The 24,896-nt window shown below is 44.8% G+C and carries 17 protein-coding genes and 1 pseudogene; 15 read left to right on the top strand and 3 right to left on the bottom strand.

Features of this window, described 5'->3' with window-relative positions; all coding sequences use genetic code 11:
- Positions 1-186 precede the first annotated feature (186 nt).
- The 3 genes and pseudogenes from recN to ruvB all read right to left on the bottom strand — a co-directional run bounded on the left by recN (position 187) and on the right by ruvB (position 3,879).
- Complete coding sequence (gene recN, locus QUB70_RS05950) at positions 187-1,941, bottom strand: DNA repair protein RecN (protein WP_332978965.1); 1,755 nt, start codon at positions 1,939-1,941, stop codon at positions 187-189.
- Between the two features lie 248 nt (positions 1,942-2,189).
- A pseudogene (locus QUB70_RS05945) lies at positions 2,190-2,775 on the bottom strand (Uma2 family endonuclease).
- Between the two features lie 12 nt (positions 2,776-2,787).
- Positions 2,788-3,879: a Holliday junction branch migration DNA helicase RuvB gene (gene ruvB / locus QUB70_RS05940; RefSeq protein ID WP_332978964.1), complete on the bottom strand. Its 1,092-nt coding sequence runs from the start codon at positions 3,877-3,879 to the stop codon at positions 2,788-2,790.
- A gap of 71 nt (positions 3,880-3,950) precedes the next feature.
- Between ruvB and QUB70_RS05935 the strand changes: the two genes are divergently transcribed.
- The 15 genes from QUB70_RS05935 (at position 3,951) to QUB70_RS05865 (ending at position 24,833) form a co-directional block, all read left to right on the top strand.
- The gene (locus tag QUB70_RS05935) at positions 3,951-4,487 is read left to right on the top strand and encodes a hypothetical protein (protein WP_332978962.1); all 537 of its coding nucleotides are present in this window, start codon (positions 3,951-3,953) and stop codon (positions 4,485-4,487) included.
- A gap of 188 nt (positions 4,488-4,675) precedes the next feature.
- Entirely contained in the window at positions 4,676-5,530 is an 855-nt protein-coding gene (locus QUB70_RS05930) for an ABC transporter permease (protein WP_442927717.1), read from the top strand.
- Between the two features lie 269 nt (positions 5,531-5,799).
- Positions 5,800-7,212: an ABC transporter ATP-binding protein gene (locus QUB70_RS05925; protein ID WP_332978960.1), complete on the top strand. Its 1,413-nt coding sequence runs from the start codon at positions 5,800-5,802 to the stop codon at positions 7,210-7,212.
- Positions 7,213-7,227: 15 nt separating this feature from the next.
- Positions 7,228-8,748: a methyltransferase gene (locus QUB70_RS05920; RefSeq protein WP_332978959.1), complete on the top strand. Its 1,521-nt coding sequence runs from the start codon at positions 7,228-7,230 to the stop codon at positions 8,746-8,748.
- Between the two features lie 42 nt (positions 8,749-8,790).
- Positions 8,791-14,121, top strand: a complete 5,331-nt coding sequence (locus QUB70_RS05915) for a glycosyltransferase (protein WP_332978958.1) — start codon at positions 8,791-8,793, stop codon at positions 14,119-14,121.
- Positions 14,078-15,082 carry a class I SAM-dependent methyltransferase gene (locus tag QUB70_RS05910; protein ID WP_332978957.1) on the top strand — a complete coding sequence of 335 codons (1,005 nt, stop codon included), beginning with the start codon at positions 14,078-14,080 and terminating at the stop codon, positions 15,080-15,082. Before QUB70_RS05915 ends, QUB70_RS05910 begins: the two co-directional genes overlap by 44 nt.
- Position 15,083: 1 nt before the next feature.
- Positions 15,084-15,800 (top strand): class I SAM-dependent methyltransferase, encoded by a 717-nt coding sequence (locus QUB70_RS05905; RefSeq protein WP_332978956.1) that lies wholly within the window; start codon positions 15,084-15,086, stop codon positions 15,798-15,800.
- Between the two features lie 126 nt (positions 15,801-15,926).
- The gene (locus QUB70_RS05900) at positions 15,927-17,207 is read left to right on the top strand and encodes a glycosyltransferase family 4 protein (protein ID WP_332978955.1); all 1,281 of its coding nucleotides are present in this window, start codon (positions 15,927-15,929) and stop codon (positions 17,205-17,207) included.
- 210 nt (positions 17,208-17,417) lie between these two features.
- Positions 17,418-17,903, top strand: coding sequence for a hypothetical protein (locus QUB70_RS05895; protein ID WP_332978953.1), 486 nt, complete (start codon positions 17,418-17,420; stop codon positions 17,901-17,903).
- A gap of 169 nt (positions 17,904-18,072) precedes the next feature.
- A complete protein-coding gene (locus QUB70_RS05890; protein ID WP_332978952.1) occupies positions 18,073-20,049 on the top strand; it encodes a carbamoyltransferase family protein in 1,977 nt (658 codons plus the stop codon).
- A 294-nt stretch (positions 20,050-20,343) separates the two neighbouring features.
- Positions 20,344-20,751: an SxtJ family membrane protein gene (locus QUB70_RS05885; protein WP_332978951.1), complete on the top strand. Its 408-nt coding sequence runs from the start codon at positions 20,344-20,346 to the stop codon at positions 20,749-20,751.
- Complete coding sequence (locus QUB70_RS05880) at positions 20,752-20,916, top strand: DUF5989 family protein (protein WP_190734603.1); 165 nt, start codon at positions 20,752-20,754, stop codon at positions 20,914-20,916.
- A 4-nt stretch (positions 20,917-20,920) separates the two neighbouring features.
- The gene (locus tag QUB70_RS05875; protein ID WP_332978950.1) at positions 20,921-22,153 is read left to right on the top strand and encodes an SGNH/GDSL hydrolase family protein; all 1,233 of its coding nucleotides are present in this window, start codon (positions 20,921-20,923) and stop codon (positions 22,151-22,153) included.
- A gap of 13 nt (positions 22,154-22,166) precedes the next feature.
- A complete protein-coding gene (locus QUB70_RS05870; RefSeq protein ID WP_332978949.1) occupies positions 22,167-23,492 on the top strand; it encodes a hypothetical protein in 1,326 nt (441 codons plus the stop codon).
- A 6-nt stretch (positions 23,493-23,498) separates the two neighbouring features.
- Positions 23,499-24,833 (top strand): hypothetical protein, encoded by a 1,335-nt coding sequence (locus QUB70_RS05865; RefSeq protein WP_332978948.1) that lies wholly within the window; start codon positions 23,499-23,501, stop codon positions 24,831-24,833.
- Positions 24,834-24,896: the final 63 nt, after the last annotated feature.

The raw sequence follows: 24,896 nt of genomic DNA, 5'->3' as shown, positions 1-24,896 counted from the left end.
TCTCTACACAATTGTGGTTTTTAACTAGAATTTCTCTCAATTTTGCTGCTCTTAGCTTTCAACCCACTCAAGTCACGGGGCTTACAGCTTTGTTTTTTGTAAAAGTTGCGGTTGTTATTTTTTAGTGTAACCTCCCGCTCTGAAAAAACTCCGCCTTTTAACCCCTCGATCGGCTTGAGGGTGCGGTCAGGCTTTAGCCGACTGAGTTTGGCGCAATCCGGCGGCTTCGACGAGTAGGGATTCGGCGAAAGCGATGGCTTCTGTTGCCGATCGGCCGCTGGCGAGTTGGGCGAGTTCTTCGCGCCGCTGCTCGCTGTTGAGGGCGGCAACTCTGACTACTGTGCGTTCGACTGGTTCGGAGTCTGCTGCGGGTTCGCCGATACTTGGTTCTGCTTCGATCGTCTGTTTGTTGACGCGAAAATGAAAATCAGCCATCGCGGCGATCAGCGGCTGGTGGGTGACGCAGAGAACTTGGTGTTTGTCCGAGAGTTGGTAGAGTTTTTTGGCGATCGCCCCGGCCACTCTCCCGGAGACTCCGGCGTCGATTTCGTCAAAAATCAGCGTACCGGCGCTTTCTATTTGAGAAAAACAGGCTTTGATGGCGAGCAGAAAGCGGCTCATTTCTCCCCCGGAGGCGATCGCGCCCAGAGGTTGCAAAGGTTCGCCCGGGTTGGGGCTGAAACAAAAGGCGATTTGGTCGGCACCGGTGGCGGTTGGGGTACAAGGCGAGATTTCGACTTGAAACTGCACTTTTTCCATTGCTAACGGCTTAAGTTCTCCTACGAGGTGGGTTTCGAGTTTGAGGGCTGCTTCCCGCCGCAGGGTTGTGAGGTGGCTGCAAGCGTCTTTTAATTGCTCTAAAGCGGTCTCATATGCGAGTTCTAAGGCTTCCATTGACTCGCCTCCTTCTAAAAGTTCGTTTAGTTCGTTTTGGATGCTTTGGTAGTAGGCGATCGCTTCTTTGAGCGGCCCGTACTTGCGGCAAATTTGTTTGAGTTCCCGAATTCTCTCTTCTACTTCTTCAAGTCTTTCGGGATCTGCTTCTAATTGTTCGCCGTAGCTGCTAATTTGCCTGCTGGCTTCTGTGGCTTGAGCTAAAGCATCGCTTACCATTTCTAGGATTGGTTGCAACTGCACATCGTAAACGGCCATGTCGCTTAAAATTACTTCGGCTTTGCTCAACAAGTCGGCGGCTGATGCGCTGTCGCCGTCGTTTTGGTACAGGGCTTGGTGGACTCGGTAACTCTGCTGCTGCAATTCGACGACGTGGCCGAGGCGGATTGATTCGTGTTCTAGCTGTTCGAGTTCGCCGGCGTCTTCGATGTGGGCTTCGCCGAGTTCTCGGACTTGGTATTCTAACAAATCAAGTCTTTGCAGCCGCTGCTGTTCCGACTGACGCCTGCGTTTGAGGGCTGTTTTGGCATTGCTGGTTCCCAGCCACGCTGCGGTGATTGTCGATCGGGCTTCAGTCAAAGTTTTGCCACCGTATAAATCGAGCCATTCTCGCTGGAGGGTTTCTTGTCCGAGGTGGACGGTTTGGCCTTGGGCGGTAATTTCGACCAGCCGATCGCGCAGTTGGTCCATTAACTGGCGGTTGACCAGAATTCCGTTCAAGCGCGATCTGGTACGCAGAGCACCGCTAGATGCGTTAATTTCCCTGCTGCAAACGGCTAAATTTCCGTCTATGGGTTCGATTTCTTGCTCGCCCAGCCACACAGCCGCAGCTTTGTCCAATTCAAAGGTAGCTTCCAATATTGCCCGCGTTGCTCCGGTGCGAATCGATCGGCGATCGACCTTGCCGCCCAACACTGCATCGATCGCATCTAGGATAATCGATTTACCAGCGCCGGTTTCCCCCGTAAATACGTTCAAACTCGGGCCAAATTCTAAATCCAGGCAGTCAATTAAGGCAAAGTTTTCTATTCTGAGGTATAGCAACATGGGAAATGTGTAATTGGTAATGAGTAATGAGTAATTTGTAATGGGAAATGTGTAATTTTTAATTGGTAATTAAAATTAGTAATTGGAATTAGTGATTGGTAATTGGTAACAACTAACAACTAACAACTGTCAACTGTCAACTGTCAACTGTCAACTGTCAACTGTCAACTAACAACTGTCAACTAACAACTGTCAACTGTCAACTGTCAACTGTCAACTGTCAACTGTCAACTGTCAACTGTCAACTGTCAACTGTCAACTGTCAACTGCTCTAGTTTCAACCACCCAAACAAATCTCCTACCGTCAGCCGCAATTCTCCTGCCCAATCTGGAACCGGCAACAATTCTTCTGGATTTTGATACAATTTCCGGTTGCTTTCCAGGGGGATAAATTAAGATCGAGCGCACCCTCGGATCGATCGGCCAACCCATTTTAGTGCCGTTTTTCAGACAGTGTAAAATATTCCCAGTTATTTTAGTTTGACTCTGGTCTGGAGACAGAATTTCAATTGTCCAATCTGGGTAAGTTTCAAATACATTAGCCACATCCCCATTCTCATCAACAGGTATTCTGTCCCAAGTAAATACTGTGACATCTGGCACAATTGAGCGAGAGCCAAAAGTACACCGCAATTCAGGAAAAGCTAAGGCAATTTTCTGATTTTTAACTGCGACATTAATAGCTGGGACTAATTCACCTTGAATCCTGCTGTGTTTTCCTTGTGGCATAGGTTTTTGGATGATTTGACCGTTGAAATATTCGCTAGCTGGTTCTGTTTCTGGCAGTTTGAGAAACTCTAACAAAGTTAGTGTTTTTGTTTGTATTTGTACCATTTTTTACTTTTTTTATTCAATAAAACCCAAGTGTTTTCTAGCAGCAACCGTTACCATTCTCCCGCGACTTGTCCGCTGCAAAAATCCGATTTGCATTAAATAAGGTTCGTATACATCCTCAATGGTTTGAGTGTCTTCTCCTGTAGAAGCTGCGAGGGTTTCTAAGCCCACTGGGCCGCCGTTAAAGTTCTCAATCATTGCTGTCAAAATTCGCCGATCTGTCCAATCTAAACCTAGCGGATCGACGTTGAATAATTCCAGGGCGAGTGAGGCAACTTCGGCATCAATTGGCTTTAAGTTTTTGACTTGACTGTAGTCTCTAACTCGCCGCAGCAAGCGGTTAGCGATCCGGGGCGTTCCGCGAGCTCGGCGGGCAATTTCTGTGGCTCCTTCTGGGGTGATTTGAGTGTCGAGAACTTGGGCGGTTCTTTGGACAATTAGACTGAGTTCGTCTATTTCGTAGTAGCGCAATCTTTGGATCAAGCCGAAGCGATCGCGCAATGGAGATGTCAGAGAACCGACTTTGGTTGTTGCTCCTACTAAAGTAAACGGTTTCAGGGGTATGCTGCGGATTTTTGCGGTTTTTCCTTGCCCGATCGTAATATCTAAGCGGCAGTCTTCCATCGCCGGATAGAGGATTTCTTCTGTAACTTTAGATAAGCGGTGAATTTCGTCGATAAACAGCACGTCGCCTGCTTTGAGGTTGATCAGCAATCCGACAATATCTCGCGGTTTTTCTAGGGCGGGGGCGGTGGTAATTTTGCATTCAACTTCCATTTCTGCTGCCAGAATTAGCGACATTGTGGTTTTCCCTAACCCTGGCGGCCCGTACAGTAACAGGTGATCCATAGGTTCGCCGCGGGATTTGGCCGCTGCAATTGCGATCGCCAAAACTTCTCTCAAGTCTTTTTGTCCGATGTATTCAGCTAACCGCTGGGGTCGGATTTTGTCGTCTTGTTTGCTGTTGATTTCTTCGGGTAGTTCTTGCGATTCTAGCAAAGATTCCGCCGCCGGGGGTTTGGCGGCTTTTTTGCGACGGGCCGGGGCTATGTCTTCGGGTAGATTTGGGTCGGGCGGCTGTTGTTTGGAGGAGATAATTGCCATATTTATCTGCGATCGGGCAGCGGGAATTGTTTACAATTGTTAGCAGAATCTTTACAATTATTGAGCTCGTTATGAGTATTCCATCTTCTTTATTAGCACCGGAAAGCATAACTTTTGAGGGCGCGATCGAGCTGACTCAATCTTTATTGTCCCAAATTGAGGCCGATCAACTTTCACAGCCTCTTATCGAGCAAGCTGTGGCTTCTCTGGTGAAAACACAGAACGGCGCTAGGGGGTTTTTTGTTACTTATCTGACGGACGATCGACAGGAAGCAGATCGGCCGTCACCCGGAGTAATCGAGGCGCTGCGATCGGCTCCTGAGATCGTAGCAGAACTGCTGGTGAAAAATTTGGCGATGTCGGCGGCAATGGTCGTGTATCATTCGCGCCATCAAAGCGAGGAAAGGGCGGCCGGTTCTGCTAGAGTGCAGGAGCGATCGCGCAATTTAATTCAAATCCTGCAAATGCCCGCCTGTCAAACTATAGCGTCGCAAATGCTAGCAAGTTTGCAGAGTGCCGGCGGCGAGTATGAGGAATTTTTCCAGCGGTGGGGCTACGACAGCGAGCAAAAACTAGCGATCGGTTCGGCAGTGCGATCGGCGCTGTAAAATAACCTCCGAAGGAAGAGGAAACAAGCAAGAAGCAAGAAGCAAGAAGCCGAAGCCTTGGTGGCAGATGCTTGATCAAAGCGGCGGGGCTGTGGAATAATTGCGGTTTAGCAAAAGCTGCACAATCGTAGCTTGAGCTGATTTAGGTGTGAAGGTAGTGAACGAGGGCGAAAAAATTGCAGAGAACTGTGAAAGGAGTTGCCCAAAAAGCCCGAAGGCTGGGCGGCAGGCTGCCCAGAAGTACACGCGAACAGCGCTGGGCGAAGCTGAATCTGCTGGCAACATTGGTGCGCCGGGACTTGGAAGCTCAATACAAAGGCTCGATTCTGGGCAATTTGTGGCCGCTGCTGAATCAGCTATCGCAATTAGTGATTTACACTTATGTATTCTCGATCGTCCTCAAGGTAAAGCTCAGCCTTGCAGGGTTCCCGGAAAACAGCGACATTACATTTGGAGTCTGGCTGTTTGCAGGTTTGCTGCCTTGGAGTGCCTTCACCAGCGGTTTGATCAAGTCGGGAGTATCGGTGGTGGGGCAGCCGAATTTAGTCAAAAAAGTGGTATTTCCCCTCGGTTTGCTGCCGCTAGTACCGATTTTTACAGCTTTTATTGAAAGTTCTCTGGGTTTAGCAGCTTTGATTGTCATAGTGGCAGTGTCCTCGCAAAAGCTCAACGCTACTTTATGCTTGCTGCCGCTGGTTTGGGTTCCTCAGTTGCTGCTGACAGCGGGTTTGGGATATTTGACAGCGGGCTTGACGGTGTTTTTGCGAGACATTCCTCAGACATTAGGTGTTATTCTAAATTTTTGGTTTTATTTGACGCCGATCGTCTACCCAGCATCAGTAATCCCCGAAGAGTGGCGAGTGTGGATATTTTGGCTGAATCCAATGGCCGCCATCTCGGAGGTTTATCGAGACCTCATACTGCTTGGAGAAGTTAAGCATTGGGGCGAATGGGGTGTCGCCACGCTAATTTCTGCTGCTGTATTTTGTGCAGGTTTTGCGGTTTACCGGCGTTTGCGTCCCGCTTTTGCTGACGTGCTGTAAATTTGTTTTAGATATGCTGTAAATTTGTTTTAGATATACAGCATATTCTATGTATATGTAGTACACACAATTTTCTAGCAAGTAAGGTGCGTCGCCATCAACAATCTGCAAGTTTTATCCAATATCTCGTAGCGACGCACCCTACAGATTAACACCACACAATATAGCTGCTAATGTACTTTATGAACCTGGAATATGCTGTAAAGTCAATCTAAAATCTAAAATCTAAAATCTAAAATCTAAAATCTAAAATCGATTGACTGCCGCCAATGACAGAAAATGTAATTTCACTAAAAAATGTTTCCAAATGCTTTAAGCGGTACGATCGTCCGGGAGACCGCTTAAAGGAAATTATTTACCCCAGCAAAAAACTTGCTGACGAATTTTGGGCTCTCCACGACATCAATCTGGAAATTCCTCAAGGACAAACCCTGGGAGTTGTCGGTCGCAACGGTTCGGGAAAAAGCACTCTCCTGCAAATAATTGTGGGGACGCTGACGCCTACCGCAGGAAGCGTCGATGTTAAAGGGCGAGTCTCCGCTTTGTTGGAACTCGGAAGCGGGTTTAACCCGGAATTTACCGGGCGGCAAAATGTGTTTTTTAACGCTCAGTTACTGGGATTCAATCAAAAAGAAACTGAAGAAAAATTTGACGATATAGCTGCTTTTGCTGATATTGGGGATTTCATCGACCAGCCAGTCAAAACTTATTCTAGCGGTATGTTTGTCAGGCTGGCTTTTGCCGTTGCGACTAGCGTCGAGCCGGATATTTTGGTGGTTGACGAGGCGCTTTCGGTGGGCGACGAAGCTTTTCAGCGCAAATGTTTTGCCCGCTTGCAAAGCATTCAGGAAAGTGGCGGAACGATTTTATTTGTTTCTCACGCTGCTACTTCTGTGGTGCAACTTTGTACGTCGGCGATTTTAATGGATAGCGGAGAATTGCTGCTCGCTCACACGCCGAAGGTGGTAATTTCTAAGTATCAAAAGCTGATTTATGCCGATCCGGATCAAGTTCTGGGGTTGAAGTCAGATATTCGAGCTCTGAACCAACTGACAAAACAGGAAAGTCAAGACAACCTTCAGGATGCTAATTTAGAAAGCACAAAGAGGGAAGTTAAACCCGATCAACATCTCTCCAAACCCAAGGAATATTACGATGAATTTTACGATCCGGGGATGATACCGTCGAATACGGTGAGGTATCCGTCTCGCGGAGCGGAAATTATCAACCCCCGCATCGAGACGCTGAAGGGAAATGTGGTAAATCACTTGATCGGTCGTCAAGATTATATTTACACTTACTCTGTCACTTTCTCGCGGTCAACTTCCAAAGTTAGGTTTGGAATGTTGATTAAAACGATTAGCGGTTTTGAGTTGGCGGGTGCTTCTTTGAAGGGTTCTACTCAGTCAGTTAGGTATGTGGAAGCGGGAACGACAATTGTAGTGAAGTTTCAGTTTAAATGTTTGCTGAATCCGGGGGTTTATTTTCTGAATGCTGGGGTTGTGGGAACGGTAGATGGAGATTTGACTTATCTGGATCGCTGTGTGGATGTGGCGATGTTTAGAGTTCAGTCTTGTACTGAGTCCTGCGGTAACGGCATCGTTGACTTGCTGATCGAACCGTGTTTAACTGTTGTTAATGCTGATTCTCTAGTGCAAGAGCAATCAACTGAGGTTATCTAAAATTTTGTAAAAACAATGAGCGATATCAATTTAGATTTAGTCGAAAATCCCGTAATCAAAGCATTTATTCGAGATCGGGCTAAGTTTCCCGAAAATTTTAAATTGAATATCTGCGAAGACGATGAAATGTATTTGTTCAGCTTGAGCAATGTCAAAGACGATCGCGATCGGGCTTTGGTGCGGTATTATGCGATCGGGCGCCGCATCTTGGATACGGTTAAACAAGTTGTGGAATGGCATTTTGGCAGTTTTGAAAATGTACCCTATTTTCTAGATTTTGCCTGCGGTTACGGTCGATTTACCCGGTTTTTGATTCAGGAAATGCCGCCGGAACGAATTTGGGTTTCTGATATTTATGCTAACGCGGTTAAGTTTCAAACTGAATACTTGGGCGTCAACGGTATTGTCTCAACTGGAAAACCGGAAAATTATTTAATTGACCGCAAGTTTGACTGCATTCTGGCTAATTCTTTTTTCAGCCATATGCCGGAAAGAACTTTTACAAGTTGGCTGCAAAATTTATATGATTTGTTGACTCCTAACGGCATTTTGATGTTCAGCGTTCACGATGAGTGTTTGCTGCCACCTCACATAGAAATGCCTGCCAACGGTATTTTGTTTAGCGCTCAAAGCGAAAGTCAGTCTTTAGATAAGGAGGAATACGGCACAACTTATGTAACAGAAAATTTTGTGAGAGAACTTATCGCGGAAGTTAGCGGAGGCAAAGCTTTTGTTCACCGGATTAAAAAAGGCATATGCAGGTTTCAGGATTTGTATGTTGTCACAAATGAGCTAGTTAGAGATTTTTCAGAGTTGAAATTCAATCACCACCCAGAAGGATATATTGATGTTGCTGCTTTTACAAATAAGGAGAATTTGTATCTGGAAGGATGGGCGGCGGATGTGAACCTAGACGGTCGAATTGAGGATCTGCAAGTGCTGGTAAACGGTGAGGTTGTGCAGAGGTGCGAGCCTTTTTACGATCGCCCGGATGTAGCTGGATATTTTGAAACAGATGTGGCTTTGCAGTCTGGTTGGAACTGTTATTTACCGAAAAACACTGTAGGGCTGGAGGATGTGTTAACAGTCAAAGCAATCAATAACTACGGTTGGGAATGGATTCTGGAAAATTGCACCGTTAAATCGCTGGTTAACCAAAGGCAATCGCAGTCTTTGTTGGGGTCTACTCAGACAAAACTCAAATTGATAGAGACTCAGTTAGCTTCGGCTAAGATAGAATGGGAGCAAAGTCAAAGCAAGTTAATGATTGCTCAAACAAAGTTGGAAGAATCTCAAACGCAGGTGGAAGAATCTAAAACTCAATTAATTGCAGTTCACACGCAGTTGGAGCAAACTCAAAATCAGTTAGTATCTGTCCAAACGCAGTTGGAGCAAACTCAAAATCAGCTAATTAATGTCAAGCAAGAATTAGAGCGATCGCACAATCGAGTTTTGGCAATGGAAAGCAGCAAGTTCTGGAAGCTGAGAAGCGCGTGGTTTCAAGTCAGGCGGTCGATCGGCTTAGCGGGAGAGTAGCGAGTAAATTTGGTGTGGGAATTAGGGCGAGGGAGAGAAATTGTGAGTACAAATGACAGCAAACCGTCGGTTTTTATTGTTACCGGAATGCACCGTTCCGGTACGTCTTTAACGGCTTCTTTGTTTCAGAAAGTCGGTGTTGATATTGGCAAAAAGTTAGTGGGCCCGGCGGAAGGAAATGTGAAAGGTCATTTCGAGAATGCTGATTTTGTGGATTTCCACAAAAGTGTTTTGCGATCGCACGGCATAGATGAACTCGGCTGTACGTTTGAACAAACGATTCCGGTAGCAGCAGAATACGTGGAAATCGCCAAAAAATTAATTGCCGACAATCAAAAAACAAACAAACATTGGGGTTGGAAAGACCCGCGAACAGCCCTTTTTTGGGATTTTTGGTTAACTTTGCTTCCCGAAGCTAATTTTATCTGCGTTTACCGATCGCCCTGGGAAGTAGTCGATTCCCTATACCGCCGGGGAACCGATGTCAGCTTGCTGCACAATCCCGAAATGGCAGTAAAAATGTGGATTCACTACAATCAAAAAGTCTTAGAATTGTACGAACGTTTTCCCGATCGCTGTCTGCTAGCGAACGTTTACCCGATCGGCAATACTCCCGAACTTTTCATCGATCGAGTTAACGGAAAATTTAATGTTAATTTAGGTGCAATACCGGGCAGCAATTTTGAAGAATCTTTATTAGTCAACGATATTGTCAAAAGTCACAGACCGAGTTTAATAGAAGAATATTTTCCCGAAGCATTAGAAATCTATCAATTTTTGGAAACCCAAGCAGGAAATCTGAGCAGCGAATCGAAAAGTGCGATCGACAAAGTTATTCATTTTCCAGCATCTCCTGTCTGGCCTTTTGAAGATTGGCTAAAAATCCGCTTGCTGGAAAAACAGCAAAAAAACAGCAATTCCGAAGTCAAACAGTGGCAAGAACAATTTCACCACGCTCAGGCGAAAGTGTTGGGATTAGAGACAAAATTAGGAGAAACTCAAGTACAGCTTGACGGCAAAGAATCTCAATTTCAAGAAGCCTTAGCAAAACTGCTCGAATTAGAAGCAGAATTAGGAGAAACTCAGGTACAGCTTGACGGTCAAGAATCGCAATTTCAAGAAGCCTTAACAAAAGTCTTGAAATTAGAAACAGAATTAGGAGAAACTCAAGTACAGCTTGACGGCAAAGAATCTCAATTTCAAGAAGCCTTAACGAAACTCCTCGGATTAGAAACAGAATTAGGGGAAACTCAGGTACAGCTTGCCGGCAAAGAAACGCAATTTCAAACAGCTTTAGAGAAAGTATTGGAATTAGAAGCAAAATTAGGGAAAACCCAGGTACAATTTGAAGAAAAAGAATTTAAATTAGACCAAAAATTAGCTGAGTTATTGTGGTTGGAAACAGTACAAAGTCAGACTCAGGAAAAATTAAAGGAAACTCTGGAAGATTTAGAACAATCGCGCCACAAAACAGAAAGACTCCAGGCCGAGATGGCTGCAATCAAGTCTTCTGGCTTGTGGCAAATAAAAGAACAATGGTCGATTTTTCAGCGCCGAATCCGCGATTTTTTCCCAATATTTATTTTTTCGTTAGACCAACCCACTACTTGGCAAGTTTGCGATTCAAGCCTGCTAATTGTGGGCTGGGTTTTTAACACAAAAAAGCAGATAAAAGCAGTCAGAGCGCGAATTGAAAATAATAGTTTCTCGGCTGTTTACGGCATAGAAAGAAACGATATAGCGCCAGCAAAATCTAATGTTACAGCTGCGAAAACCTCTGGTTTTACAATTGAGTTGGAAGCGCCTGCGGGACGACACAAAGTGCTGCTGGAAGCGCAAGACGAGCGAGGTAAATGGCATCTTTTTGCCACTTATCCGCTGTTAGTTTCCACGATTCAAGCATCGTTAGATGTACCGGTGGTGTGGGAACAGCGTCAGGGTCAAATTTTGTTTGCAGGTTGGTGCTGCCACCACGATCGCAAAATTGTTAAATTAAGTTTTTTGTGCGGCGATACTTCTGTAGAATGCGCCTACGGCTTGCGCCGAAAAGATGTCGGCGAAGTGTTTCCCGACTGGGTTAACAGTTCGGAAAGCGGTTTTGAAGCCCTTGTCGATTTGCCTCCTGGTGAATGGCACGTTTCTCTCCAAGCTGAGTTAGAAACTGGGGAAATTTTGTATTTTCAAGCGCCGAAAAAATTGACCGTGCGGCGCTACCATATCTGGCAGCGAAGTGCTGATAAGTTTGAGGAGTTTTCGATTTTTATAGAGGCAATCCGGCAGCGGGCGGCGGAGAGAAAACAGCGTCTCGGCAGAATTGTACCGATGCCTTGGGAAATTGTGAGGGTGATTCGCCAGTTGGGGAAGATTTACCGGCAGCAAAAACAGTTTGCTGTGCCTGGGGATTTGCAGCCACCTGCGGGTTTTGTGGTTCCGAAACCGATTGATAGGTACGACGCTTGGCTGGCAGTGAATCAGTGGAACGATCGCGCGCGCAATTACTTAATTTCTCGGTTAAAATCCTGCCGGGAACCGCTGCCAAAAATCTCGGTGGTGATGCCAGTTTACAACCCGCAGATAGATTTTCTCGAAAGCGCGATCGACAGCGTAATCAATCAAGTATATCAAAACTGGGAACTCTGCATTGCCGACGATTGCAGCACCGATTTCACTGTTGCTGACACTTTGAAAAACTGGGTTCAAAAGGACGATCGCATTCTCTTAAAATTCCGCAATGAAAACGGGAATATCAGCGCCGCCACCAACAGCGCAGCGGAACTCGCAACGGGCGACATCATCCTGTTTTTAGACAACGACGACGAACTAACTCCCGACGCATTAGGCGAAGTCGCCTTATATTTTGCCGCGCATCCAACCACCGATTTTCTCTACTCGGACGACGACAAAATCGACACCAAAGGTCGCCGATTCGCCCCGCAATTCAAACCGGAATGGTCGCCGGAACTGTTGCTTTCCTATATGTATCTCGGTCATTTGTGCGCCGTAAGAAAACACATTTTTGAACAAATAAGCGGTTTGCGGATAGGTTTTGAAGGCTCGCAAGATTACGATTTTGCCTTGAGAGCAACTGAAATTTCTCGCCACGTCGCGCATTTGCCGCTAGTGCTGTATCACTGGCGAACAGCACCCGGTTCTACAGCCATATCTGGGGCCGCGAAACCCGCCAGTTTTGCCGCAGGTCAAAAAGCCATTCAAGACGCACTAAACCGCAGAAAAATTAACGGTAATGTTGCTCAGCACGAATGGGCAATTAAAGAAAATTTGGGCATATTTTCCCAGGATTTCCCGAATAACGGCCCATCAGTAACGGTAATAATTCCTACTAAAAATCAGCTCAAATTGCTGAAATCCTGTCTGGATTCTCTAGATACTACAACATACACAAATTATCAAGTTGCCGTCATCGACAACGAAAGCGACGATCCGAAAACTCTGGAATATTTAAAACAATTAAATTGCCAAGTTTTGCGAATCAAAAATCCTGGTGGCAAGTTTAGTTTTGCAGCAATTAATAACCGCGCTGCCGAACAAGTGGATAGCGAATATGTCTTGTTTTTGAACAACGATACTGAGGTAATTAACCCGCGCTGGCTGAGTCAAATGGTGGGATACGCTCAAATTCCCGCTGTGGGTGCAGTCGGCGCGAGGCTTTTATATCCAGACGGCAGAATTCAGCACGCGGGCGTAATTCACGGGCTGCATCACGGTTTGGCGGGTCACGCTTTTAAGCTGATGAATAGCGACAATCGAGGCTATCTTTCTCAAGCGATGGTGACGCGAAATTACTCTGCGGTAACAGCGGCTTGCATGATTACTCCGCGTCAATTGTTTTTAGAATTGGGCGGTTTTGATGAGGAGAATTTTGCTGTTGCTTACAATGATGCAGATTACGGATATCGGCTTTTAGAACGGGGTTATCGCTGCGTTTACTGTCCCGATGCGGAATTGTTGCACAAAGAGGGAACTTCTAGGGGTTTTACTGACAATCCTCAAGAAGTGGCGGCTTTTAGGCGCAAGTATGCGGGGAAAAATGACAGTTTTTACAGTCCTCACTTGTCTTTAGAAGATGAGTATTTTCATATTCAACCCCGACGGTTTTTTATGAAGGAAGAAGGTTCGGCAACGGATTTTGTAACGGATAAGGAAGAGTTGAAATTTGATGATTCTGGTTTGTTGTCAGTAGCAAACAATTCTATCCATCCTATCAAAGTTTTGATGTGCAGCAATTCGCTGGATTTCACTGGTGCGCCGCTGCATCAGTACGAAATCGCGGTGAAATTGGCGGCTGAGGGTGCGATTTTGCCGATCGTACTTTGCACAACAGACGGGCCCCTGCGTCAAGCTTACGAACAGCAGGGAATTGAAGTCATTGTGCGCGACAATCCCCTCGAACACATCTATCAGCGCGATGCTTTCGATGAAGCTATACGAAGTTTTAGCAAGGAAATTGAAAGTTTAAAAGTTGATGCAATTTATGCCAATACTTTAGAAAATTTCTTTATGGTTGATGCGGCGCATCACTTAGGAATTCCGGCGGTTTGGAACGTCCACGAAAGCGAACCTTGGCAAACTTATTTTAATAGGTTTGGTTCGGAGATTGCGGCGAGAGCTTTAGAGTGTTTTCGCTTTCCTTACAAGGTGATTTTTGTGGCGGATGCAACGCGGGAGAGGTATTTGCCTCTCAACAGCCACCACAATTTTACAGTGATTTACAACGGCTTAGAGTTGAGGAAACTGGAAAATTCGGAGAATTCTGAATTGGCTAGAAAAAGTCTGGGTGTTGCAGCGGAAGATGTGGTACTTTTGCTGCTGGGCACGGTATGCGAACGCAAGGGCCAGCATGATTTAGTTAAGGCACTTTCACTTTTGCCTGAGAAATGGCACAATAAGATTAGGTGTTTCATTGTGGGCGATCGGCCGAGTATTTACAGCAACAAATTAGCCGATATGGTGGGAGAATTGCCGGAAGAGTTGCGGCAAAGAGTGACAGTAGTCCCGGAAACTGGAGAGACGGGAAAATATTATAAAGCGGCTGATATTTTTGTTTGCACTTCTCGCGTAGAAAGTTTTCCGAGAGTGATTTTGGAGGCGATGGCCTGCGATTTGCCAATTGTGACAACGCCTGTTTTCGGGATTAAAGAACAAGTGAGACCGGGAATTAACGGTTTGTTTTATACGCCGGATCGCCCGGACGAATTAGTTGCAGCTTTGATTAGTTTATTGGAGGATAAATCTTTTCGTCAGCGCTTAGCAGAAAATGCTAAATATGTGTTAGAGTCGTTGAATACTTTTGCAGAAATGACTCAAGCTTATGGTCAAATTTTTAGAGAAGCTTACTTTACTACTAAAAAGTAATCGTTCAAAATTCAATGGTAAAAAACTATGGCGTCAACTTTCGAGCATCAGAGAAGAGCACACCTCAAATGAATTAACAGCTAAAATGTACTGGGAGACTAACCCAACAGCCGGAATAGGGAAGCCAGGTTACTGGTTGTCTAATCCGATTATTGAAAAAGCTATAAACCATCGGCTGTCAGGTGGTAATACTCAAGGTTACTGGCTAACCTGGTTAGTCAAAAAATATTTGAAAAATCGACGGTTCGATCGTCTTTTGTCTATTGGTTGCGGTGTGGGGAATCACGAGATTTTGATGGCTAAATTAGGATTAGTCACTCAAATTGATGCCTTTGACTTTTCAGAAATTTCTTTAGAAATTGCTAGAAAAGATGCCGCAGCAGCGGGAGTAGAGATTAATTTTTATCAAGATGACTTTAATTTGTTTGAGATTGATGAGAATAAAAAATACGATCTAGTTTTTTGCTCTGGTTCGCTGCATCACGTCAAAGAACTAGAACGATGTTTATCAATAGTTCGGAAATGTTTAAAAACCGATGGATATTTTATTGTCAATGAATACATAGGAGATTGCTACAATATATATAATCAAGCTCAAGTGGATTTGATCGATCGCATTTACAACTGTTTTCACTACACGCTAAAGTCGGGAACAACTGAAAAATTTTCGAGTCCAAGTATTGAGGAAGTATTTAGGAGAGACCCTTCAGAAGCAGTCCGGTCAAAGCTGATACTTCCGTTTTTAGAATTCTACTTTGATGTGGAAGTCTTGAATCTAGCCGGTGGAGGGTTGCTTCACGAACTTTACCCTTTCTTAGCTCACGATCGACTTTCAGACGGAGAACCCAAGAGTGAAACAATAATAAAGTTATTGCTTGAGATTGAAACAATCTTAATGGAGTTGCCGGGAGGACTCTCAAGTGATTTTTGTTTGTGTATTCTGAGACAAAAAAACAAATAAAATGGAAATAATACCGCCTAAAGTAGATTATGAAACGGCATGGGACAGTTACGCCCAACAGTGGCAAAAAACTAATTCCGAACTTGCCCATATTGGCGACGAATGGATAGGTAAAGCTGCCGGTGCGGCCAACTCCTTAGCCGAATACGAAGCGCTGATAGAACAGCAATTTATCGCACCGTACATCAAAAAAGAACATCGGGTTTTAGAAATTGGTATCGGAGGTGGAAAAACCGGTTCGCTGCTGCTGAAATATTGCGATCGGCTAATTTGTGCCGACATTTCCAGTCAAATGCTGCAAGCCGCCCGATCGCGCTTGGGAGACGATCGCGTTTCTTACGTTAAACTCGACGGTTTAACATTAGACGGCATCGCCCCAGGTTCAGCCGATGTCTGCTTTTGTTACGATACAATGGTACACGTAGAGCCGGTAGATATATTCAACTACCTCACTCGAATTCCAAAACTGCTGCGGGGCGATCGCATTTGCGTTTTTCACCACGGCAATATTCTCAGCGAATTAGGGTGGCAAAAATTTGCCGGCGAGTGGGAAAAAAACTTATTAGGACGCAGAGATGGCACTGCATTCTCAGTCATGACTGATACAATTATGGAAAAATTTCTCAACCATTTAAACTATGAAATCATCCTAAAAAACACATCTTCAGTACCGCGAGATTGCGTCTGGATATGCAAAGCACCCCCCTACAAGGAGTAAAATCCAAGCTTTTACTCGCAGTTAAATACTGAATTTCTACTAACAACTGCCAACCCTTTGACAAGCAATCGGGCCAACTGACAACTGCCAACTGCCAACTGCCAACTGCCAACTGCCAACTGCCAAATGAAAGCATTATTTCTCCATCCCAACTTCCCCGCCCAATACCGCCACATTATCACGGCTTTAGGCGAAAATCCCAAAAATCAAATTGTTTTCGGCACTAAAAACGAGCGCCCAGAATGGAACATTCCCGGTGTTCGCAAAGCATCATTTACCCCCAGCCGCGAACCCAACGCCCAAACTCACCAATACGTCCGCCCTTTAGAAAGTGCCGTCATCTACGGACAAGCCGTATTTAGAATGGCCGAACAACTCAAAGCAGACGGTTTTGTACCCGATATTATCTGCGGACATTCCGGTTGGGGGCCGACACTGTTTGTCAAAGAAGCTTTCCCAAATACGCCCCTTTTGTGTTATTTCGAGTGGTTTTATCATGCGATCGGTTCCGACGCAGATTTCGATCCGGCGGAACCTTTAACAGTTGACGACATGGCCAGAATTCGAGTCAAAAATGCGCCGATTCTGATCGATTTATACTCTTGCGATTGGGGTTTGTCGCCCACTTATTGGCAGCGATCGCAATTTCCCCCAGAATTACAACAAAAATTGTCCGTACTCCACGACGGCGTAGACACCGATTACTTCAAACCAGACCCCGGTGCTAAACTAATTTTGCCCAACTTAGACTTGTCCGGCGTTGATGAAATTGTCACCTACGTATCGCGCGGCATGGAACCTTACCGCGGCTTTCCAGAGTTCATTGAGTCGATCGCCTATGTGCAAGAACGCCGCCCCAACTGTCACGTCGTAATTGTCGGTTCCGAAAGAGTTTGTTACGGTCGTTCTTTACCCAACGGCGAGTCTTACAAAGACTATATGCTCAAAAAAGTACCCCTAGATTTGTCGCGAGTTCACTTTGTCGGCCCCCTACCTTACGGACTGTATTTAAAAGTAATTCAAGCATCAGACGTACACGTTTATTTGACCAGACCTTTCGTGCTATCTTGGTCGATGATTGAATCTTTATCCACAGGATGTTTAGTAATCGGTTCCGACACCGGGCCGGTGAGAGAAGTGATCCGGGATGGAGAAAACGGTTTGCTAGTCGATTACTTCTCGCCGAAACAAGTAGCCGATCGCATCGATGAAGTTTTAGACCATCCTACCCGCATGGCAGAAATTCGCGTCAAAGCCCGTCAAACAGCATTAGAACGATATAGTTTAGTTAAAATGCTGCCGCAGCACTTACAATTAATCGAGCAGGTAGCCAATCGTTCCATGCCGCCCACAGTTGGTATGGAACCAGAACGGGAATTAGCAGCCTCTTTTGCAGTCAGAATGTAGCAATAGACCTCTTGCAAAAGTCCTTTTAAGTAAGATTTTGGAACGGGCAAGATGCCCGTTCCACAAGAAAAAAACTTTTTGTGGGATGGGCATCTTGCCCGTCCCAGCTATTTTTGCAAGAGGTCTAATCAATAATCTCATAAACCCGCCCGACCCAAGGCCCGATCGCTCTGTTAAGATATGTCAATATCTTGACAAACAGCCCGATCCATGCAGACTTTCAAAAAATCAACCCGACCTTTCAACCCTCAAGATACATATCCCTGTCCCGTGTGCCGCACCGGTCAAATTTCTACCATGCCGATGATGGACGCCCTAGCTTGCAACTTCTGCCAGCACATTTATACCGCAAGCGTGGAAAGACAATCGCTCCAAATGGCCGATCGCCAACCGCCCGTAACTTGGCACTGGAACGGCAAACAGTGGATAGGAGCGCACCTCGAAGGCGTAGAATTCGGATGGCCCTACTTTGCAGCAGCGATCGGTCTAATCTTCCTTCCCACTACCTTGCTGGGACTTTCAGCTTACTATTTTCCCCCGGTTCCCGGCAGCCGGTTGTCGTGGCTGCCCGCAGCTTGGACAGGCTTGGCTTTTTTGTCGCATTTAGGCATCGTGCTGTGGTTGGTAGGTGAATTTTATCAATTCCCGGTGGCAACTTACTTCAGAGCTTGGGGGCGCAGGATTGGCCGGCGCTAGCTTGATGCTCTCAAAAACCCGATCGCCCCAGGACGTTGCACCGACATCGATCGTGCGTAAAATTAAAGGCGATCGCAAAACTCAATTCCCAATCTGCACTTAAGCAGCTATAATCGATAGCTATTCTAAATAGTCAGATACAAACGCATTGCGATTTGTGAGGAGACGAATGAACATACTTGGAATCTCGGCGTACTATCACGACAGCGCCGCAGCCTTAATTCGCGACGGAGAAATTATAGCAGCAGCGCAGGAAGAAAGATTTTCCCGCAAAAAGCACGACGCCAGATTTCCCAAGAATGCGATCGCTTATTGCTTGAAAGAAGCGCAAATAGATTTGCGGGAACTCGATCACATAGTCTTTTACGACAAACCTTTAGTCAAATTCGAGCGACTTCTCGAAACCTATTTAGCCTACGCACCCCAAGGTTTTCGCTCTTTCCTAGCAGCCATGCCGATATGGCTCAAAGAAAAGCTTTACCTCAAAACCATGCTCAAAAGAGATCTGGCAGCAATAGCAAACTGCAAAACGAATAAACTGCCATCTCTGCTATTTACCGAACACCACCAATCGCACGCAGCATCGGCATTTTTTCCCAGCCCCTTTGAAAAAGCAGCCGTTTTGTGCCTCGACGGCGTGGGCGAGTGGGCCACAACCTCAGTTTGGTTGGGAGATGGTAACGAACTCACTCCCCAGTGGGAAATTGATTTCCCCCACTCCTTGGGTTTGCTTTATTCAGCTTTCACCTATTACACCGGCTTCAAAGTCAACTCTGGCGAATACAAACTCATGGGTTTAGCTCCTTACGGCGAACCCAAGTATGTAGACAAGATTCTCAACTATTTAATCGACCTCAAAGATGACGGAACTTTTCGTTTGAACATGGATTATTTCAACTATACTGTTGGCTTAACCATGACAAATAAGAAGTTTGACGAACTGTTTGAAGGGCCGCCGCGTCAAGCTGAAGGAAAATTGACTCAGCGGGAAATGGATATTGCCGCTTCCATTCAAGTTGTTACCGAAGAAGTTGTTTTGCGGCTTTGCAGAACAGTTAAAAAAGAATTGAATGTCGATTATCTTTGTCTTGCAGGCGGCGTTGCTCTCAACTGCGTTGCTAACGGCAGACTATTGCGGGAAGGTATTTTCAAAGATATTTGGATTCAGCCGGCAGCGGGAGATGCTGGCGGTGCTTTGGGCGCGGCTTTGGCGATTTGGTATCAGTATTGCGAACAAACTCGCACTGCGAGCGCGAACTCGACAGCAAATAGTAGAGAATCCCTCAAAACTGAACTTGTCACTGCAAACGCAGCGGTTGAGGAGAAGACTGAAGTTCTCGCTGCAAACCAAGCGGTGGCAACTGTGGCGAAGTCTGTTGCTCATTTAACTTGTCACGATCGAATGCGCGGCTCTTATTTGGGGCCGAGGTTTACTGACGCAGAAATTCTCGAATATTTGGATGCTGTAAAAGCCAGCTATCACCGATTGGACGATGCCGAATTAATGCCGCAGTTGGCTGAGATTTTGGAACAGGGAAATGTGGTGGGATGGTTCCAAGGGCGGATGGAATTTGGGCCGCGGGCTCTGGGCGGTCGATCGATCGTTGGCGACCCCCGCAGTGCTAAGATGCAGTCCGTGATGAACCTGAAAATTAAATATCGGGAATCATTTCGACCTTTTGCGCCCTCAATCTTGGCCGAACGAGTTGCGGATTATTTCGAGATTGACCATTCCAGCCCTTATATGCTATTGGTAGCACCTGTCAAATCCAGTCTCCGCATTCCGATGACTCCGGAACAAGAGCAGTTGTTCGGCATTGAAAAGCTCAACATTCCGCGATCGGAGATTCCGGCTGTCACCCACGTCGATTACTCGGCTCGCATTCAAACTGTTCACAAAGAAACTAATCCTCGCTACTATGACTTAATCAGTCATTTTGAAGAGCGATCGGGCTGTTCGATTGTCGTAAATACTTCTTTCAACGTGCGAGGCGAACCCATTGTTTGCACTCCAGAGGATGCTTACCGCTGTTTCATGCGAACGGAAATGGACTATCTGGTTTTAGAGAATTTCTTGCTTCCCAAGTCCGAACAAATTCCTTGGAAACAAGATGATGCTTGGAAAAATGAATTTGAACTCGATTAGCAAAAAGGGCAATTTTTGGAGTTTTTTCATAATAGAAAAAACTTCCAGTAAAACCATTAGCCTCAACTTAACCTCAAATGTACTGCCAGTCTACTGTCTGAGTATTAGACCCCGATCCCCCCTAACCCCCCTTAATAAGGGGGGGACAAGAGTGTCAAAGTCCCCCTTCTTAAGGGGGATTTAGGGGGATCGGGCCTCGGATACAAGCGAGATTTATCAAGAGTTTTAGAGGATTGTTCATACCTCTTCCCTCTTCCTTCTTCCCTCTTCCTTCTTCCCTCTTCCTTCTTCCCCATGAGCGACGAAATTAAAAAACTCGATAAAAAAGGCTTGCGCGATTTCGGACTGCTAATTGGCGGGCTGATTGCAGTGCTGTTCGGTTTAGCAGTACCTTTACTGCGGCGGCATTCTATACCTTGGTGGCCCTGGATTGTCGGCGCAGTGCTAATTGTGTTAGCGTTAGTTGCGCCGAAATCGCTCAATCCCGTTTATCACGCTTGGATGCGCTTTGGACTGATTCTCAACAAAATCGAAACGCCGATCGTCCTAGGGATAGTTTTTTACCTGATAGTTTGGCCGATGGGAGTTATCAAAGGCCTATTTGGTGAAGATGCTATGCGGCGGAAACTCAATCCTAAAATGGATACTTACCGCGTCCCGAGTAAAGCAAGAACAAAAGTTAGTATGGAGCGTCCTTTCTAAGTGTTTGAATCAACATTAGACTTTCTCAAAGATTTGTGGGCGTTTATGAAAGAACGCCAAAAGTATTGGCTGCTGCCGTTAATTGTGACTTTAGTATTTTTGGGAGCTTTGATTGTATTGAGTCAGGGTTCTGTGATTGCTCCATTTATTTACACCCTGTTTTGAAATAATGAGCAAGTTGAAAAATTTGGGTGTCAATTTAGGTTTGACACTCGGCGGTTTATTGATGGGGGTGATAATTGGTGAAATTGGATTGCGAGTTGCGAGGATTGAAGGCTATCCCAAAATAGGAGATTTCGCAGACTCCGCGCCAACTGGTTTTCACACTTCCGATCCGAACTTGGGCTGGAAGCTGAAACCTGGTGTGTCGGGCGAGTGGAATGGGGAAGGTGCGAGTTTTGTGCAGGTGAATAGCGAGGGTTTGCGCGATCGCGAACACACAAAAGCAAAACCTCCAAATACCTTGCGGGTGGCAGTTTTGGGCGATTCTTTCACCGAAGCAATTCACGTACCTGTCGAACAAACTTTCTGGTCGAAATTGGAACGAAAATTGGGCAATTGCGCGGCCATCAAGGGGAGAAAAAATGTTGAGGTAATTAATTTCGGAGTGCAGGGTTACAGCACAGCTCAAGAATTAGTTATGTTGCGAAAAAATGTGTGGGATTACAATCCCGATATTGTAGTGCTTGCCTTTTTTACTGGCAATGATGTCATTAATAATTCGCCGAAATTGGAATACGACCTTTACCGACCATTTTTTGTGTATGATGCTAGCGGTAAGTTAGTGCCGGATATGTCTTTTCGCAATCTGGCGCCGATCGATCGCAACGAGAAAGCTGTTTCGTTTGTTGACAAGTTACCGGGGTGGCTTGTCAGCAATTCCAGGATTTTGCAGGTTGTGAAAAAGGCGGATTTAGAGCGGAAAAAGCGGCAGTTGTCTGAGGATTTTACGGCTTTGAGTGCCAAGAATTTCAAGCCGCCGGAGAATGCTGTTTGGGAAAATGCTTGGAGGGTGACGGAGGGTTTGATTGTGACGATGCGGAATGAAGTAGTGCAGAAAAATGCTGATTTCTTGCTGGTAGTTATCGGCGATCCGATCCAAGTCGAGCGCGATCCGGCGAAGCGCAAAAAGTTTATGCAGGAAAACAATATTCAGGATTTGTTTTATCCCGACAGGAGGCTGGAAAAATTGGGCGCGCGCGAGGGTTTTCGGGTATTAACTTTAGCCGAGCAGTTCCAAGGTTATACTGAAAAGTATCAAGTTTGCGTCCACGGTTTTGACAATTCTGTACCCTGCGGCGGACACTGGAACGAAATCGGACACCGACTGGCCAGCATCAAAATCAACCAAAATTTCTGCCAACAATTGAAGCAGTCTCAACTGCCAAAGCGTCAACCATAATTTGTCTAATTTTATGAAAGATTCAACGCTATTAAAAAAAGGCAAAAATCTATCGGTTTTAATCGCTGTCAATTTGGCGATCGCTTTTATTTGTCTGGAAGCTTTGTCGCTCGCTTTTTATTTTATCAACCAAAAGCAGTTTTTTTATACCCGAACTAAAGCCAAAGAAAAAGTAGTAGAAGATATTGAAAGAATCGGCATTAGACTTGATGAATCTATCGTAGAAAGACTGCACCCACTTTTTGGATATGTACTCAAACAAGGTGCTTTCACAAATGAAAAATTAAAGTTAAAAGTCAACAAAGAGGGCTTTTTTTCACTATACGAATATCCGTTTGTAAAAACCAATAAAAATCAAGTTATTATCGGAGTTTTTGGCGGTTCAGTTGCCAATAATTTTGCAGTTGATGAATACGTGACTCGAAGGTTTTCTAACAAATTGAAGACCGATCCAGAATTTGCCAACAAGGAAATTATTGTTTTAAACTTTGGCAATGGAGGCTACAAGCAGCCCCAACAATTATTAATTTTAAATTACTTTCTGGCTTTGGGTCAAGAGTTAGATATAGTCATCAATATTGACGGTTTTAACGAAGTAGCGCTGTCAAATTTGAACAACAAAGCCCAAGTAGAAATAGGAATGCCCAGCGTTCAGCACATACAGCCTCTGACTGGTTTAGCCAACAACAACTTGTCACCGGAAGCGATGAGTTCGATCGTGCAAATTAACGAAAACAAAAAACAATTGAAAGCAGGTATTGACAAATTGCAAACTTGTCAACTTGCTTTGTGTCACGCTGTTACCTCGCTACAAGTGAGACAATTAGTCAACAGTTACCAGCAAGCAGTTGTCAAGTACGACCGACAAGTAAAACAATCCAACCCAGAGACGGCAAATAGCGGTATAGTATATATTCCCAAAGCTGACTTTGTTTTGCCGGATGCCGCTGCTTTTGACAAAATAGCCTCGCTGTGGTACGAATCGTCGATCGGGATGAATCAAATTTTATCAACTAGAAATATCCCCTATTTTCACTTTATCCAGCCCAACCAGTATTATCCCACTAAGCGAGCGTTTACCGCCAAGGAAAACGAAATCGCGATCGACAACAAGAGTCCTTACATTGAAGGGGTGAAAAAAGGTTATCCGGTGCTGTTGTCCAAAGTAGACGATCTGCAAAAAGATCGGGTTAATATTTTTAGCGCAGTGAATATTTTCGACAATACAAAAGAGACGGTTTACAAAGATGCCTGCTGTCACTATAATTCAGTAGGAGAGGAAGTATTGGCAAACTATGTGTCTAGTTCCATTATTAAAGTAGTAAGAGAGTCGAAATAGATATTCATGAAAGATTTTAAGTTTGTTAGCAAAACCCAAGAAACCCTAAAAATTGCTTTGATTAACTTCGCGCTTTTACTTATTTTCGTGGAACTCGGTTCCCTGGGATGGTATTTTGTCAAGCACAAGCAATTTTTCTATACTAGAGAAAAGACGCAAAATAAGTCGGATTTAGGAATTAATTTAGAAGGAGTGCGGCTGAATCAGTCTATTGTCGAAAGATTTCATCCTTTCTTTGGGTTTATTCAACAACCCAGTGCTGACTTTCGGCCTGGTTTTAAGGTTAACAACTACGGATTTATCTCTCCTTACGATTACCCGTTTAAAAAAAATAAGAAAAATCAATTTATTATCGGAATTTTTGGCGGTTCCGTGGCTTCCGATTATTCCATTTTTCAAATTCAAAACAAAATTTTACCTCAATACCTGAAACAGTTGCCAGGTTTACAAGATAAAGAATTTGTAATTTTGTCTTTTGCTACGGGAGGCTACAAACAGCCGCAGCAGTTGCTAATTTTAAACTACTTTTTGGCTTTAGGTCAAGAATTAGATATGGTCGTCAACATAGATGGCTTTAATGAAGTAGCACTTTCTAATTTAAACAATAAAAATCAAATTAATCTGGCGATGCCCAGCATTCAACACATTCTGCCGCTGACTAGCTTGGCGAATAATAGCCTTTCTACCAAGGCTATGCAAACAACTCTCAGAATTCAAGAAAATAAAACTAAGATTAATCAGGGTTTGGAAAGTTTGCAACACTGCTCTTTCGCTGCGTGCGATGCTTTGACTTCGGTGTACGTTCAAAATTTAGTCAACAATTATCGCAAAGATGTAGTTGCGTTTGAAAAAGAACGCGGCCAAAATCAACAAGATGACGAAGGCAGCGTGATTTATATTAATAAAAATAAGTCGGTTTTAGAGGATTCCGCAGCTTTTGAACAAATGGCATGGAATTGGGCTAAAAGTTCTATTTTTATGCACAAAGTATTGTCTGCTAGTAATGTGCCTTATTTTCAAGTTCTCCAGCCGAATCAATATTATCAGACGAAAAGGGTGTTTGGTGAAGCTGAGAAGCGAATTGCTTTTAACAATGAGACTCCTTATGCTAAGGCTGTTGAACTTGGATATCCGGCTCTTTTGAGTAAATTACCGAATTTACAAAAAAATAATATTAATATTTTGAATGGGGTTAATGTGTTCGACAAGACAAAAGATGCTGTTTATGTAGATAGTTGTTGCCACTACAATAAAGCTGGAGAGGTGGTTTTTAGCAATTATGTGGGCAGTTCTATTCTGGAATCTTTGCGGAAGGATGAGGCTAGAAGCAAAAAGAAGTAAGTCTGAAATATCCGCTTGATTGTGGATGTAGGGTGCGCAATGCGCACCTTACCGCTGAGTTCA

It is taken from the genome of Microcoleus sp. A003_D6 (genome assembly GCF_036702825.1).
Lineage (GTDB): Bacteria > Cyanobacteriota > Cyanobacteriia > Cyanobacteriales > Microcoleaceae > Microcoleus.
Note: the sequence above shows the minus strand (reverse complement) of the source record. Positions and strands in the feature narration are given on the sequence as shown.